The organism is Pseudomonas batumici (assembly GCF_036585405.1).
In the GTDB taxonomy this organism is placed as follows: domain Bacteria; phylum Pseudomonadota; class Gammaproteobacteria; order Pseudomonadales; family Pseudomonadaceae; genus Aquipseudomonas; species Aquipseudomonas batumici.
Genome location: NZ_CP144470.1, coordinates 6,478,771 through 6,493,930, shown reverse-complemented (window position 1 = coordinate 6,493,930; position 15,160 = coordinate 6,478,771). Strand labels below are relative to the sequence as shown.

General features: G+C 60.9%; 14 protein-coding genes. 3 read left to right on the top strand and 11 right to left on the bottom strand.

From position 1 onward, the window contains the following. Nucleotides 1-127: 127 nt before the first annotated feature. The 8 genes from NUH87_RS29935 to NUH87_RS29900 form a co-directional block, all read right to left on the bottom strand. Nucleotides 128-988, bottom strand: a complete 861-nt coding sequence (locus NUH87_RS29935; RefSeq protein ID WP_040067488.1) for a sugar phosphate isomerase/epimerase family protein — start codon at nt 986-988, stop codon at nt 128-130. 58 nt (nt 989-1,046) lie between these two features. Further along, a complete protein-coding gene (locus NUH87_RS29930) occupies nt 1,047-2,057 on the bottom strand; it encodes a Gfo/Idh/MocA family oxidoreductase (RefSeq protein ID WP_338523882.1) in 1,011 nt (336 codons plus the stop codon). 56 nt (nt 2,058-2,113) lie between these two features. Beyond that, nucleotides 2,114-4,045 carry a 3D-(3,5/4)-trihydroxycyclohexane-1,2-dione acylhydrolase (decyclizing) gene (gene iolD / locus NUH87_RS29925; RefSeq protein WP_338523881.1) on the bottom strand — a complete coding sequence of 644 codons (1,932 nt, stop codon included), beginning with the start codon at nt 4,043-4,045 and terminating at the stop codon, nt 2,114-2,116. Next, nucleotides 4,042-4,872 (bottom strand): TIM barrel protein, encoded by an 831-nt coding sequence (locus NUH87_RS29920; protein ID WP_338523880.1) that lies wholly within the window; start codon nt 4,870-4,872, stop codon nt 4,042-4,044. The genes iolD and NUH87_RS29920 overlap by 4 nt, the downstream gene beginning before the upstream one ends. Nucleotides 4,873-4,907: 35 nt before the next feature. Further along, nucleotides 4,908-6,410, bottom strand: a complete 1,503-nt coding sequence (locus NUH87_RS29915) for a CoA-acylating methylmalonate-semialdehyde dehydrogenase (RefSeq protein ID WP_338523879.1) — start codon at nt 6,408-6,410, stop codon at nt 4,908-4,910. Nucleotides 6,411-6,450: 40 nt separating this feature from the next. Next, complete coding sequence (iolB, locus tag NUH87_RS29910) at nt 6,451-7,260, bottom strand: 5-deoxy-glucuronate isomerase (protein ID WP_338523878.1); 810 nt, start codon at nt 7,258-7,260, stop codon at nt 6,451-6,453. Next, nucleotides 7,257-8,150, bottom strand: coding sequence for a myo-inosose-2 dehydratase (iolE, locus tag NUH87_RS29905; RefSeq protein ID WP_338523877.1), 894 nt, complete (start codon nt 8,148-8,150; stop codon nt 7,257-7,259). The genes iolB and iolE overlap by 4 nt, the downstream gene beginning before the upstream one ends. 78 nt (nt 8,151-8,228) lie before the next feature. Next, entirely contained in the window at nt 8,229-10,172 is a 1,944-nt protein-coding gene (locus NUH87_RS29900) for a bifunctional 5-dehydro-2-deoxygluconokinase/5-dehydro-2-deoxyphosphogluconate aldolase (RefSeq protein WP_338523876.1), read from the bottom strand. Nucleotides 10,173-10,448: 276 nt separating this feature from the next. Between NUH87_RS29900 and NUH87_RS29895 the strand changes: the two genes are divergently transcribed. Further along, nucleotides 10,449-11,369 (top strand): MurR/RpiR family transcriptional regulator, encoded by a 921-nt coding sequence (locus NUH87_RS29895; protein ID WP_040067472.1) that lies wholly within the window; start codon nt 10,449-10,451, stop codon nt 11,367-11,369. 20 nt (nt 11,370-11,389) lie between these two features. Here the strand turns inward: NUH87_RS29895 and NUH87_RS29890 are convergent, their stop codons facing one another. After that, nucleotides 11,390-11,590: a hypothetical protein gene (locus NUH87_RS29890; RefSeq protein WP_040067470.1), complete on the bottom strand. Its 201-nt coding sequence runs from the start codon at nt 11,588-11,590 to the stop codon at nt 11,390-11,392. Between the two features lie 444 nt (nt 11,591-12,034). Here NUH87_RS29890 and NUH87_RS29885 point away from each other — a divergent pair, with 444 nt between their 5' ends. Next, nucleotides 12,035-12,382: a DUF6124 family protein gene (locus NUH87_RS29885; RefSeq protein ID WP_338523875.1), complete on the top strand. Its 348-nt coding sequence runs from the start codon at nt 12,035-12,037 to the stop codon at nt 12,380-12,382. Between the two features lie 113 nt (nt 12,383-12,495). On the opposite strand, the gene NUH87_RS29880 is transcribed toward NUH87_RS29885, so the two are convergent. Both NUH87_RS29880 and NUH87_RS29875 read right to left on the bottom strand, forming a co-directional pair. Further along, a complete protein-coding gene (locus tag NUH87_RS29880) occupies nt 12,496-12,987 on the bottom strand; it encodes a pyridoxamine 5'-phosphate oxidase family protein (protein ID WP_338523874.1) in 492 nt (163 codons plus the stop codon). Between the two features lie 198 nt (nt 12,988-13,185). Then, nucleotides 13,186-13,833, bottom strand: coding sequence for a hypothetical protein (locus NUH87_RS29875; RefSeq protein ID WP_338523873.1), 648 nt, complete (start codon nt 13,831-13,833; stop codon nt 13,186-13,188). 343 nt (nt 13,834-14,176) lie between these two features. Here NUH87_RS29875 and NUH87_RS29870 point away from each other — a divergent pair, with 343 nt between their 5' ends. Continuing rightward, nucleotides 14,177-15,142, top strand: a complete 966-nt coding sequence (locus NUH87_RS29870; protein WP_338523872.1) for a Dyp-type peroxidase — start codon at nt 14,177-14,179, stop codon at nt 15,140-15,142. The last annotated feature ends 18 nt before the right edge of the window (nt 15,143-15,160 follow it).

Genomic DNA, 15,160 nt, shown 5'->3' with positions numbered 1-15,160 from the left:
AGCGTGACTCTTTCAGTGACCGGCAAGCGAACGATCGTCGGCACTCGACAATCTGAAATCGACTGTATTGGAAAATAATTTCCACATCAATCAATTTTAGAACTTTATTTTCTTTTTCATTCCAGCCTTATTGGCAGAGCTCGCGCGTGACGCGTTCGAGCATCATCCGGTTCGACTCGTCCGGCCGATCCTCCCAGGCGAACACCGACACCGTGGCGATGCCATCGAACCTGATCTCGCGCAAGGTGCCGAAAAACGCCTCCCAGTCGACCTCGCCCTGGCCGATATCCAGGTGCTGGTGCACGGTGGCCGTGACACCCGGCGGGTTGACGATATAGCGCAGGCTCGACGACGCCTTGTGGTTGTAGGTGTCGGCGATGATCAAGTGGCTGAGCTTGGAGCCGGCATACTTGAGCATCGAGGCGATGTCGCCCTTGCCGTCGTCATAGAAGAAGGTGTGCGGCGCCGCATAAAGGTAGTTGATCCAGTCGCGGTCGAGGCCGCGAATGATGTCGACCGACTCGTTGTTGCGCTCGCAGAAGTCATAGGGGTGCGCCTGGATATCCAGCTTGATGCCTTCGCGTTCGAACTCGGGCATCAACTCGTCCATAGAACGCATGAACTGGTTTTCACAGACCAGCGGGTTGTCCGACTGCCCGGTGAACTCGGTGTTGACCAATTCACAGTCCATTTCCACGGCGATCTGGATCGCGCGCTTCCAGTTGCGCACCGCCGCCACCCGCAGGCCTTCGTCGGCGGCGGCCCAGTGGTACATCGGCAACAGGGACGAGAGCTGCACCCCGGTGTCGCTCAGGGCCTTGCGAAACTCCTTGATCCGCGCCCGGTCGACCCGTGGTGCCTTGTAGAACGGCAGGAAATCTTCCCGGGGCGACAGCTCGATATGCTGGTAACCGAGCTCGGCGACCTTGTCGACCATCTTGCCCAGGGGCAGGTTGCGGTACATATAGGGGTCGAGTGCAATACGCATGGGTGATTCTCCTTGTGTTCCCACCCGCGTGGTGGGAACGCTCGATAACGGACAGTCCTTAGCCGTAGAAGTGCGGGCGCTCAGGCAGCGCGATCCGCACAATCGCCCCGCTGCCCTGGGCCTCGATGCAGGCATCCGCCGCCACCGCTGCCGCCAGGCCATCCCAGGCCGACGGCCCACCGACCTGGCCGGCGCGTACGCCGTCGATGAACGCCTGCAGCTCGACATCATAGGCGGCGATGAAGCGGTCTTTCCAATCCATCAGGATCGCGTTGGACAGCTTGGCGCCACTGCGCATCTGCACCTGCGAGGGTTCCGGCAACTTGGCGATGCCGGTTTCGCCGACCACTTCGCACTGGATGTCATAGCCGTACTGGCAGTTGACGAAGACCTCGACGTCGATGCGCGTGCCCCGGGCGGTTTCCAGCAGGACGACCTGCGGGTCCTTCAGGTGGGCGTGGGCCTTGCTGGTCTTGCGCGGGAACACCACCTGCACCGAAACGTAGTCGTCGGCGAGCAGCCAGCGCAGCACGTCCAGTTCATGGATCAGGGTGTCGGTGATGGCCATGTCGGTCTTGTAGTTCTCGCCCACGGTCGGGTTGCGATGGGCGCAGTGCAGCATCAACGGCTCGCCGATCTGGCCGCTGTCGATCACCGCCTTGAGGGCCCGGTAACCTTCATCGTAGGGGCGCATGAAACCGACCTGCACCAGGCGCTTGCCGTGGGCCACTTCGGCGGCGACGATCTTGCGGCAGCCCTCGGCCGTGACCGCCAGCGGCTTCTCGCAGAACACCGGCTTGCCGGCCGCGATCGCCGCCAGCACATACTCCTCGTGGCTAGGGCCCCAGGAGGTGACCAGGATCGCTTCGACTTCCGGCGCGTTGATCAACGTATGACCGTCCAGGTACACCTCCGCGCTCAGTTGCAGGTCGGCCACCACCTTGGCCGCCTGCTGCAGATTGATGTCGGTGACCGCCACCACCTGGCTGTTGAGCAGGGTCTTGCTGCAACGACGAATGTGATCCTGACCGATGGCACCGGTGCCGATGACGCCCAGCTTTAAAGACATGGGAAAACTCCTGTTCGCATATTGGTTGTTCGTGGCTGTTGTTCGTTGCAGGACCGTCAGTACTGACGCGCCTTGGCCAGTCGTTCGTTGAGGGTCCTGGCCACGGCATCGGTGCGCGCGCTGGTGGAGACCTGCGCCACGCCGACCCGCCACCAGGACAGGTATTTGTGAATCATGGTCTTGGGCAGGACCTTGATGTCGATCAGCGTCGACACCGTCTGCAACCGCGCATCGGCCAAGGCCGCCTGGAGCTGCTCGACGCTGCTCACCTTGTAGGTCTTGCAGCCGTAGGCCGCCGCGCTCATGGCAAAGTCCACCGGGACGAAGTCGCCATCGAGCTTGCCGGTGGCCGGATCACGGAAACGGAACTCGGTGCCGAAGCTGTCCATGCCGTGTTCCATCTGCAGGTTGTTGATGCAGCCGAAGGTCATGTTGTCGAGCAGGATCACGTTGATCTTGCGTCGCTCCTGGATCGAGGTGACCAGCTCCGAATGCAGCATCATGTAGGAGCCGTCCCCGACCAGCGCATAGACCTCGCGCGCAGGTTCGGCGAGCTTCACCCCGAGGGCGGCATTGACCTCGTAGCCCATGCAGGAATAGCCGTACTCGACGTGGTAGGTGTTCACGCCCTTGCTGCGCCAGCTGCGTTGCAGGTCGCCGGGCAGGCTGCCGGCGGCGGCGACAATAACCGCGTCCTCGGCAAGGCTTTCATTCAACACCCCGAGCACCCGGCTCTGGGTCAGACAGGAGCCGGTCAGCTCGATGAATTCGCGCAGCACCGCCGGGTCCATGTGGTCATTGATTTCCGGGACGAAATCCCTGGCCTGGTACTCGACCTGATAAACCCGGTCGACCTCCTCGTCCAGCTGCGCCTTGGCCTGGCGCGTTTGCTCGCCCCAGCCGGCGCGGTACTCGCCCAGTGCCTCGCCCAACGCCTGCAAGCCTGAGCGGGCATCGGCCAGCAACTGCACGCCATCGAGCTTCAGGGCATCGCAAGGGCTGATATTGAGGTTGAGGAACTGCACCTCGGGATGCTGGAACAGCCATTTCGACGCGGTGGTGAAGTCCGAGTAGCGGGTGCCGATGCCGATGATCAGGTCGGCTTCCTTGGCCAGCAGGTTGGCCGCCAGGCAGCCGGTTTCGCCGATGCCGCCGACGTTCAGCGGATGGCTGGACACCACCGCGCTCTTGCCGGCCTGGGTCTCGGCGAAGGGAATCTCGAAACGTTCGGCAAAGGCCTGCAACGCCGCGTTCGCCCCTGAGTAGCGAACCCCGCCGCCACAGATGATCAGCGGTTTGCGCTTGCCCTTGAGCAGCGCCACGGCGTCGCCGAGCATGGCCTCGGTGGCCGGGCGGCGGTCGATGCGGTGCACGCGTTTCTGCAGGAAGTAATCGGGGTAGTCGTAGGCCTCGGCCTGGACGTCCTGTGGCAAGGCCAGGGTCACCGCGCCGGTTTCCGCAGGGTCGGTGAGTACACGCATGGCGTGGATCGCCGCGCTCATCAACTGTTCGGGACGGTTGATGCGGTCCCAGTATTTGCTGACGGCCTTGAAGGCGTCGTTGGTGCTGATGCTCAGGTCGTGGAACTGCTCGATCTGTTGCAGCACCGGGTCCGGTTGGCGACTGGCATAGACGTCGCCGGGCAGCAGCAGCAAGGGAATGCGGTTGGCGGTCGCCGTCGCGGCGGCGGTCAGCATATTCGCCGCGCCGGGGCCGACCGATGAGGTGCAGGCGTAGATCCGCCGACGCAGGTGCTGCTTGGCAAAGCCGATGGCCGCGTGGGCCATGCCCTGCTCGTTGCGCCCCTGGTGGACCACCAGGTCGCCGCTGTCCTGCTCCAGCGCCTGGCCGAGGCCCAGCACATTGCCATGACCGAAGATGGTGAAGACCCCGGCGACGAACTTGCTTTGCACCCCATCGACCTCGACGTACTGGTTGTCGAGGAACTTCACCAGCGCCTGGGCCATGGTCAGTCGTGTCGTGGTCATGCTTGCACCGCCAATGTCTGTTCGAGATGCGCCATGCTCGCGCCCAGCGCCTGCTGGATGTCCGCCCGCCCATGCACGCTTTCGGCAAAGGGTTCGAACGACAGGTAGCCGCTATAGCCACTACCGAGCAAGGTCTCGATCTGTGCCGCGTTGCCGAGGATGTCGGCCTCGCCCACCAGCACCCGGTGACCGTCGCGAATGGTCGCCAGCGGCGCTTTTGCGTCCTCGACCCCGGAGATGTGCACCAGGCCCGTCAGCTCAGGGAAGAACTCCTGTTCGCCGGCCAGGTGATGGTGAAAGGTGTCGTGCACCAGGCGGAACACATCCAGGCCGCCGGTCGCCTTGATCGCCTCCACCGCCGTGCGCTTGCGCCGCAGCGCGCACTCTTCGAAACCCAGCGGTTCGATGAAGCCGAGAATCCCGTACTCGCGCAGAATCGGCGCCAGTTCGCTCAAGGCCGTGCGCAACCCGGCGTTGCGTTGCGCTTCCGAGCGCGGGTCGTCGCGATCGTTGAACGGGCACATCACCAGGCCCTGCGCCCCGCAATCCCGGGCATAGGCCGCCAGCGCCAGGGTCTGTGCGCGGCGCTCGGCGTTCCAGACATCAAACGGGTACAAGGCGTTGATCGACAGCACCTTGATCCCGCGCGCCGCGCACAACTCGCGGACCTGCGCGGCGGGTGTACCGTCTTCGATCTCGACGCCCATGAGATCGTTGCGGATCTCGATGGCATCGGCTTTCAGGGCCACCGCCAGCTCAATGAATTGCGGCAGCGACAAACGTGGGGCGACCATACGGTTCAGCGCGAAACGCAGGGGCTGGTTCATTATTCTTGTTCTCCACAGACAAAGTTGAAGATCGCCTATTTGGCGGTGGGCATGCTGAATTCAGGGCCTTTGGCAATGCTGTCCGGCCAGCGCTGCATCACGCTCTTGTAGCGGCTGTAGAACCGAAGGCCTTCCTCGCCGTAGGCATGGTGATCGCCGAACAGCGAGCGCTTCCAACCGCCGAACGAGTGCCAGGCCATGGGCACCGGGATCGGCACGTTGATGCCGACCATGCCGACTTTGATGCTGCGGGCAAAGGCCCGGGCGATCCCGCCGTCGCTGGTGAAACAGGACACGCCGTTGCCGAACTCGTGGGCGTTGATCAGCGCCACGGCGCTGGCAAAATCCGGAACGCGCACGATCCCCAGAACCGGTCCGAAGATTTCCTGCTGGTAGATGCTCATCTCGGTGGTGACGTTGTCGAACAGCGTGGCGCCGACGAAGAAGCCGTTTTCCGCCCCCGGCACCTTGAAGCCGCGACCGTCGACAATCAGCCGGGCGCCCTGGGCCACGCCTTCGCTGATAAAGCCTTCGACCTTGGCCTTGTGCTCGGCGGTCACCAGCGGCCCCATGTCGCTGTCGCGCTGCAGGCCGTTGCCGACCTTCAGTTGATCGATGCGCGGCAGCAGCCGCTCGATCAGCCGGTCGCCGACATCGCCCACCGCCACGGCGATCGAGATCGCCATGCAGCGCTCGCCGGCCGAGCCGTAGGCGGCACCGATCAAGGCATCGGCGGCCTGGTCCAGATCGGCGTCGGGCATGACGATCATGTGGTTCTTCGCCCCGCCCAGGGCCTGGACCCGCTTGCCGCGCGCCGTGGCCTGCTGGTGGATGTATTCGGCAATCGGCGTCGAGCCGACAAAGGAAATGGCCTCGATGTCCGGGTGTTGCAGCAAGGCGTCGACCGCCACCTTGTCGCCCTGCACCACGTTGAACACGCCATCCGGCAGGCCGGCCTCGGTCAGCAGGCGAGCCATCAACAGGCTGGCCGACGGATCGCGCTCGGAGGGCTTGAGGATGAAGCAGTTACCAGTGACCAGCGCCAGCGGAATCATCCACAGCGGCACCATCACCGGGAAGTTGAACGGCGTGACCCCGGCGCAGACGCCCAGGGGCTGGCGCAGGTTCCAGTTGTCGATGCCGCCACCGATGTTGTCGCTGAAATCGGTTTTCAGCAGGCTCGGCGCGCCGCAGGCGTATTCGACGATCTCGATACCGCGGGTAACTTCACCCCTGGCGTCGGAAAAGACCTTGCCGTGTTCCCGGCTGATGATTTCGGCGAGTTCATCCTGATGCTTGTCCAGCAGCTCCTTGAACTTGAACATCACCCGCGAACGGCGCAGGGACGATTGCTCGGACCAGGCCGGAAAGGCCTTCAGGGCACTGGCGACGGCTTCATCGACGGTTTGCTGGCTGGCCAGCCCGACACGCGCCTGGACGCTGCCGGTGGCTGGGTTGAAGACATTGCTGAAACGCTCGCTGCCAGCGTCCTGCACCTGGCCATCGAGGTAATGACCTATAACCGGAGCCTCACTCATTATTCTTGTTCTCCATCGGAAAGTTGAAATCGCGCAGGCACTACAGATCCAGCAGCCAGCTGTGCCGCGGGTCGTTATGGAATTGCCAGACGCGCTTGGGCCCGGCCATCACGTTCAGGTAATACGACTCGTAGCCGTAAGGCACGCTGACCGGGTGATACCCCTTGGGCACCACCACCAGGTCGTTGTTTTCCACGGCCATGGCCTGGTCGATGGAACGGTCGTCGGTATAGACACGCTGAAAGACGAAGCCCTGGGGCGGGTTGACCTGGTGGTAATAGGTCTCTTCGAGAAAACTCTGGTGCGGCAGGTCGTCGGTATCGTGCTTGTGCGGCGGGTAGCTCGACGAATGCCCGGACGGTGTGCGCACCTCCACCACCAGCAGCGAGTGCGCAGGCTCCGTGTCCGGCAGGATGTCGCAGACATAGCGGGTGTTGGCGCCTTTGCCGCGCACGCTGCGCTTCATGCCTTGCGGGGTGATCAGCCGTGGGCCATGGCCCGCTGTCGCCGAACCGGGCGCGGCGCATACCGCAAGCTGCACATCGCTCAGGGCCACCACCTGGGCCTGGCTGCCGGGTGGCAGGTAGACGGCATAGGGTGACTTGTCCTCGAACACCGATTGGCGATCGCCGATATTGTCCCAGTCGAAGGCGCCCTGCCCCGGTGCTTCGCCCTTGACGCTGACCCGACCACCGAGCAGCACCAGGCACAGTTCCTGGTCACCGGCGCTGACCGGCAGGTTTTCACCGAGGCTCAGGTGGTAAGCGGCGAAACCGACATACTCCAGGGTGCCGGGCGCCAACTCGACCAGGGTCCGCCCCTTGGCGTTGCTCTTGACCAGCAGGCTCATTGTCCGGTCCTCTGGTTCAGCAGCGCACGCAAGGTGTCGAAGCCTTTCTTGGCATAGACATAACTCGGTGCAACAGCCGGATCCTGCTCGGCCTCGACCACCAGCCAACCGTGATAACCGGCGGCCAGCAACACATCCAGCAGCGCGGCAAAGTCGATATCGCCGTCGCCGGGTACGGTGAAGGTGCCGTTGACGATGCAGTCCGGGAAGCTCCAGAGGTTGTTGCGCGCCAGTTGCACCACCGGTTTGCGCACGTCCTTGAAGTGCACGTGGCAGATCCGCCCGATATGTTTGCGCAGCACCTCGAGCGGTTCGCCGCCGCCCATGTAGCAATGGCCCGAATCGAACAACAGCCCCACTTCGCTGCCGGTCAGCGCCATCAATTTATCGATGTCGGCCGGTGATTCGACGTAGGCGCCCATATGGTGGTGATAGGCCAGGCGTACACCCTGGGACAGGGTAAAACGGGCCAGCTCGGTGAGTTTGTCGGCGTATTCCTGCCAGGCCTGTTCGCTATGAAAACGCGGCCGCTCCACCAGCGCGATCCGTTGGCCTTGAATGGAATCGGCGACTTCGCCGTAGACCAGCACCTTGGCACCGTTCTGCGCCAGCAACTCGACATGGCTGGCGATGGCGTCGATTTCCTCCGCCACCGAACGCCGGGCCAGGCGGCTGGAATACCAGCCGGAGACCAGCGCCAGGTCGTAGGGCCGCAGCACATCGCCGACCCCTTTGGCGTCCTTGGGAAACTTGCCGTTGAGCTCGAAACCTTCGTAGCCGATGGCCTTGCCTTCGCTCAAGGCGGTGCTCAGCGGCGTTTCGCCGCCGAGGGAAGGCAGGTCATCGTTACTCCAGGAGATCGGGTTGATGCCAATTCGGATAGCGGGCATGGCTGCACCTTTTATTGTTTTCTGTATACCGTTGAAAATCGCATCCGCCAGGGGCAGCCGGACGAACCGGCCTGGCGCCTACAGACCGCTACGCGCCGCACGCCACGCGTCGATCAGCCCGGTGAACGTCGCCTGCACCTGCCGGATCAACGCTTCGTCATCGATCTCACCGGCCATCCAGGCCCGGCTGGGCTCTTGGAAAATCGTCCGGCCGACGGCAAAGCCACGACAGGTCCGGCTCTGGCTGGCCTGCTGGAAACCTTGTGCCAGAGTCGCTGCCGGCGCGTTCAGCCCCAACAGCACCACCCCTCGGCAATAGGGATCGCGCTCTTGAATCAGGGCGTCGAGTTGCTCCCATTCGGCGGCGCTTTGCGCTTCGATCTTCCACCAGGCCGGATAGATATCCAGGTTGTAGAGGCGCTTGAGGGCGCGATACAGCACATCGGGATGCGCCGACGGGTGATCCTTGGGCGGGATGATTTCCAGCAGCAACTCATGGCCGCTGACCTGCGACGCCTGATACAGGGCCTTGATCTGCGCTTCCTGTTCCAGGCGCAGCAAAGGCTCGTCATCCGGATGGAATTGCACCAAGCACTTGATGATCTGCTCCTGCGGCCAGTCAATCAGGTTGCTGCCGATGGAGCGGCCCTGCTCGAAGGCCAGCGGTCGGGAGCCCTGGATTTCCACCGGACGCGCGACCCACCAGCCGCGGCCGGTGGCGGCGTTCAACGAATCCTGGCCAAAGCGCTGGTCGGCCAGCAGCCCGACATCCGCCTCGATGCCCTGCTTGCGCAGATCGGCCTCGACCCGCTCCACGGCCTGGATGAACAGCAGCTTGAGTTCACCGATGCTGTTGAGCTCACGACCGCCCTTGTGCGCCAGTTCCACCAACTGCCCGCGATGGTCGAAGGCAAAGATGAACAGCGGCTTCCAGGCTTTGCGCGGCACGCTGACCTGATGCAGGCGTTGCAGGGTCATGTCCTGGTCGGGCCGGGTAATCGGCACCGGGCTGTTGAACAGATAATCCAGTTCGGCGCGGGTCGGCATCGCCGGGGCGCAGGCATGGCGTGACACCACCAGACCGCCACAGGCATTGGCCAACTGGCAGCAACGCTCATCGTTGGCCTCCTCCAGCCAACCGCAGAGGAAGCCCGACATGAAGGCATCGCCGGCCCCCAGCACGTTGAGCACTTCGACCCGTACGCCCGGGTAAATGGCGCCGTCCTCGAGCCGCGCCGGAATCGCCCCGTGAATCACCGTGCAGCCTTGCGCACCGAGCTTGACCACCAGGGTCGCGGTGGTCAGCCCACGCACGGTCCGCAGCGCGCTGAGCAGGTCTTCGCTGCCGCCGGCGATCAGGAACTCTTCTTCAGTCCCCACGATCAGGTCAAAGCGCGGGAGGATGGATTGCACATGCTGGCTGACCTGCTGGTCGGCGACAAAGCGGGTTTCGCCGTCGGCCTTGCCGGCCAGGCCCCAGAGCACCGGGCGGTAGTCGATGTCGAGCACGCGCCGGACGTTGTGTTTTTCCGCATGGTCCAGGGCTTGGATACAGGCCTTGTAGACACTGGCGGTGGAGAAATGGGTGCCGGTGATCAGCAGGGCCTTGCTGGAAGCGATGAAGTCCTCGCGGATGTCTTCGGCGCGCAGGGCCATGTCGGCGCAGTTCTCGCGGTAGAACACCAACGGAAAGGTTTCGCGGTCCTTGAGACCGAGGAGCACCATGGCGGTGAGACGTTCCGGGTCGACCTTGATACCTTGGGTGTCGCAGCCTTCGCGGGCCAGGGATTCGACCAGGAAGCGGCCCATGTGGTCGTCGCCGACCCGGCTCAACATCGCCGATTTCACCCCCAGGCGGGCTGTGCCGAAGGCAATGTTGGCGGAGGATCCGCCGAGGTATTTGGCAAAGCTCGAGACATCCTCCAGCCGCGCCCCGACTTGCTGCGCATAGAGGTCGACGCCAAGGCGCCCGAGGCAGATCAGATCCAATTGACGCCCACTGGCAAAACGAGTCTGGCCCATGCTGGCTCCTGTTATTTTTATCAGCCTGCGTTCGCCGCGGTACCAGCACGAACGCTCTTGGTGTGGGGCCAGACTAGAACGTCTCGCGGCGACATTCAATATATTTTCTATTATTTTTTATATGGAATATATTTTCCATTACACTTGAGCGTGACGGAGACTGTCGAAGTGGATCGTTTCAGCATCGCCCCACTTGACTGCGCACTCAAGATTTTATTGGCGTCGCCCCTGTAGACTACCGCCACCCAGCCACAAGCACCCATCAGAGGATTTTCCATGTCCCGCACCGATCAGCCGGCTACGCCCGAATGTGCACCCGAGGGCGACATCGCCAGCCCTCCGATCAATGCCGAGCGTCTGCTGCAGCTGATCACCGAGGAATACGAAAGCCTGCCGCGCCAGCTCAAGCGCATCGCCAGCTATATGAGCCAGCAGAGCGACCGGATCATGGTCGACCGGATCAGCGATATCGCCCGGGAATGCGAAGTGCACCCTTCGGCCATCGTGCGCTTTTCCCAGCGCTTCGGTTTCAGCGGGTTCAGTGAAATGCAGGCGTTGTTTCGCCAGGCGTATACCCACAAGACCACGCCGGCACAGAACTACCAGCAGCGCATCCGCAGCCTGATCGAAAACAAGTCGCAGAAGGCCAGCGCCGGCGACCTGGCACGCGAGTGCATCAATGCCACGCTGTCCGGTATCGAGCGCCTGGGCCTGGAACTCGACGATCAGGCGCTCGACGCCGCCGTGGACCTGGTGGTGAACGCCGAGAACATCTATGTGGTGGGGGTGCGCCGCTCATTCGCGGTGGCCGATTACCTGGTCTACAACCTGCAGCACACCAACAAGCGCATTCACCTGGTCTCGGGCCTGGGCGGCAGCTATCGCGAACAGATGCGCAGCGTGCGCGCCAACGACCTGGTGATCGCCATCAGCTTTTCGCCGTACGCCAAGGAAACCCAGCACTGCCTGCGCATCGCGCAATTGCATCAGGCGAAAACCCTGACCATCACCGACAGCACCCTCTCGCCGCTGGCCAAGCGGGCCAGTACGGTGCTGCTGGTGAATGAGGGCAGCTCGTTCGCCTTTCGGTCGTTGAGTGCGAGCCTGTGCCTGTGCCAGGCGCTGTTCATCGCCGTGGCTTATCGACTGGAGTTGAAGGTGGACGGGATTCACGAGCAGGTCGGGTTCGAGGATTAACCCGGCGACGACCTGGATGCCTAGTCGTCCAGCTGCAGGTTCTCGGCCATCAACGCCACCAGGTCCATGGGGCTGTGGCTGTTGATCACGTTGTAGATCAGCTCGCGCTTGCCACGCGGCAGTTTCTTCACGCAGCTTTTCGCCGACGCCCGCACGGCATCGTCCGTGCCATGGATACGGGCGGCCAGCAACAGGATCAGGACAGCATCGGTGAGGGTCATCGAAAACGCACTCGTGCAATCAGGACAGCAGTGTATCGGCTACGCCCGGATTTTCTCCACTGCGTCTGCGTACCCTCTTTGCACTCGATTGTAGCCGCAGTCCCGCAATCCGCTATTGGCCAGCAAGAGAACTCTCTTTCCCTTGACTGAAATTTCCTAGAAAATCCTGACCGCTTGTTTGCGCGGGATCTCGAGGCTAGGCTTCGTCCTGTCACTGCCAATTCAGTGGCCGGGTTTAGCAGCTCGTTTTTACCGAGGCACGCAAGTGCCGCCTCCCGTTCAAGCGGCGCTTTTTTTGCGTCTGCTGTTCTTTATGGTGGCTGTGCGTGGGGCACTTTCGAGTGCGCCGGGTCCCTTGGTAACCGGTCTGCTAACCCGCGTACAGTCGCCACCCAATTGTTTAGCAGCGATGTCTGGCGACTCCATTTACCAAGGAGTTTCGCCATGTTCAAGGTCACCCCCAATCCACCGGCAACACCCAACGCTGAAACCATCGACCCACGTATCGCCGACCGGGCTTTGTCTCACTACAACCTTGGTCCGGAAGCAGGCTCGAAACCCGCCCCAAACACAGTGCTGCACGACCCTCTACCTGACCCCAGGCATCAGGAAGAGGCCCTGGTCAACGTCTACTCGATTCTGCAATCCGCCGCGGCCACGGCCTATGAGCACGCCGATAACCAAACCGGTTCGAACCGCAAGGTGGCGATGGGTGTGGTGCACCTGATTGAGCTGGCACAGCTGAAAATGGACTCGGTGCTGGATGGACAGACCGTCAACGCTGGCGCCTGACAAAACTCAGTCATCGAACGGGAGGCTGTGCTTCCCGCTCCGTCGAAGATCATGCCCGCTGACAACGCATGATCTTCGACGGCACATCGCGATGAGCATAAGCCACCAGGTGTTCAGCCCACCAACGTAATCCATTCGGCGCCATCGCGTTTCAGGATTGCAGCTTGCAAGCCGAGCGGAGGTGGGGCCACGCCGAGTTTTAGACACCACAACTCAATCTGTTCGACCAGTAATTCGATCACCACCACGTCCGGGTCAAAGGGTCCGCCAGGGAACCACACGTCTGAATTCTTCCGCCACATCGTGCTCTTGAGTGCCGGATCGTGATCCAGCACTTTTGCTTGTCCAAGCAGTGTCACGTACGCATGATCTTCATCACATTGGTAAGACAGGGTCATTCGCCCAGTGTGTTGCATCTCCTGTACCTTGCGGCACTGCCGCCCCGTCAGGAAACGCACCGACCAGTGTTCGCTCAATGAATAGGGTTCAACGATACGAGCATTCGCATGGCCCGCTTCGGTAACGGTAATTGCCATGCAATACGACACTTTGGCAACGATGCTGCGGGCTATATGAAGAAGTGGTTCAGTCTTGTCGGTCTGCATAAACTCTCTTCCATGGGGAGTCGGGTATAGATTGTTCAGTATGTAAAAATTTGTAAAAAGGGGACAGATTTATTTTCGTATCACATCATTCGAAAAAATAAATCCGCCCCCTTACGATCCTTATACCGATCCAATCCGCCGGACCAGGCTTCAACCAACTACCAATCGAGTCTGAATCTGCCATTTTTCACGTCCTCGCTAGACTTTTGTTCGAATTTTCTTAATTAAACACCGCACATCAAACACAATATACTTAAAGTATACGGAGTAAAAAAAGGCAGGCGTCATACCTAAAAAAAAGAAATACAAAGACACGAAACACATTTCTAAGACGTTGTCATCGTCAATCCGAAACACTGTCCAATGGTAGACGCCATTTAGCAAACCATATGTACCAAACGCTATAAAAAAAGCCGTCCCCACATAAACATAAAAATGCAAAACCAGCCAAGCTCTTATTGCACTCAGCTGCTTTCTTTTCATGAGGAGCGCGTGGGTTTCCACACATCCAACACCAGCTGCTCTTTTATTCTTTAGCATATAAAGCACAGAAACAGCGTTGTACACCAAGGCACCAACAAATGCTATTCCGCTCAAGTTTCTATACAGAGTGCTATTGGAAGGACCCATGATGACGGGAGCGACCCTTACACCCACCGCATCAAGACCGTTCATTATCGGATTTATAAAAAAATCAAGCTCCTTGCTTAGAAACGGAAAACAAACCCCAGAAATCGCATAAAGAACAATAAGCACTGAAACAGAGGCGCATATCGGGGTCGAATTAAACCACGGAGGTTGCGGGTAGTCTATCGGAGCATTTGACAAGCTAAATTTAATGAACATTTAACCATCCAAAGCAGAGTTCGACTAAAAAGGGGACAGATTTATTTTCGTATCACACTATTCGAAAAAAATAAATCTGTCCCCTTTCGGTCGCGGCAATTTCTTCATGCAGTTTTTCGCCGATGCCCGCACAGCATCGTCCGTGCCATGGATACGAGCGGCCAGCAGCAGGATCAGGACAGCCATCGCAAACGAACTCGTGCAATCAGGACAGCAGTGTATCGGCTACGCCCGGATTTCCTCCACTGCGTCTGCGTACCCTCTTGGCACTCGATTGTAGCCACAGTGCCGCGATCTGCTATTTTCAGTGTTTAAAACGTGTCCCGCAGCGTGTGGAGCCCCAATGACAACACCTTCGCCGTCGACCCAGCGCAAGCCCGCCCCTCAAGCCGTCTATAGCCCCATCACCAGCAGCGCGATTTTCATCGTTGCCACCTTGGCGCCCGGTAGCGAGCCGGCCGAGAAAGTACGCGGTTGGTGCGAAGATGTCGCCGCCCTGACGCGCTCCGTCGGCAAACGCGTGCCCTCCGGCAACCTGTCGTGCGTCTGCGGTTTTGCTTCCGGTGCCTGGGACCGCCTGTTCGGCGGCCCGCGTCCGGCCTCGCTGCACGGGTTTCGTGAAATGGGTGTGGAGGGTCGGCGCGCGGTAGCAACACCGGGCGATATCCTGCTGCATATCCGGGCCGATCAGATGGACCTGTGTTTCGAATTGGCGACGCAACTGCTCTCGCGTCTGGGCGATGCGATCACGGTCGTCGATGAAGTCCAGGGCTTTCGTTACTTCGACATGCGCAGCATGGTCGGCTTTGTCGATGGCACCGAAAACCCGGTGGGCCACGAGGCTGTCGATTTCACGATGGTCGGGGATGAAGACCCCGGGTTCATCAACGGCAGTTATGTGCTGGTACAAAAGTACCTGCACAACATGGCCGCCTGGAACGAGCTGTCCGTCGAGGCTCAGGAACGCATCATCGGCCGCACCAAACTGTCCGATATCGAACTCGATGAATCGGTCAAACCGAGCTCGTCGCACAGTTCCCTGACGACCATCACCGAAGACGGCGAAGAAGTGAAGATCCTGCGCGACAACATGCCCTTCGGCCGACCAGGTGCCGGCGAGTTCGGGACCTACTTCATCGGCTATGCACGCTCGCCCGCCCCCATCGAGCAGATGCTCGAGAACATGTTCGTCGGCAGGCCCGCAGGCAACTATGATCGCTTGCTCGATTTCAGCACGGCGGTCACCGGTGGCCTGTTCTTCGTGCCTTCCGCCGATCTGCTGGAGGAGCTGGCTGAGCGCAGGCCTTAGTCACGTTGTCATGCATCC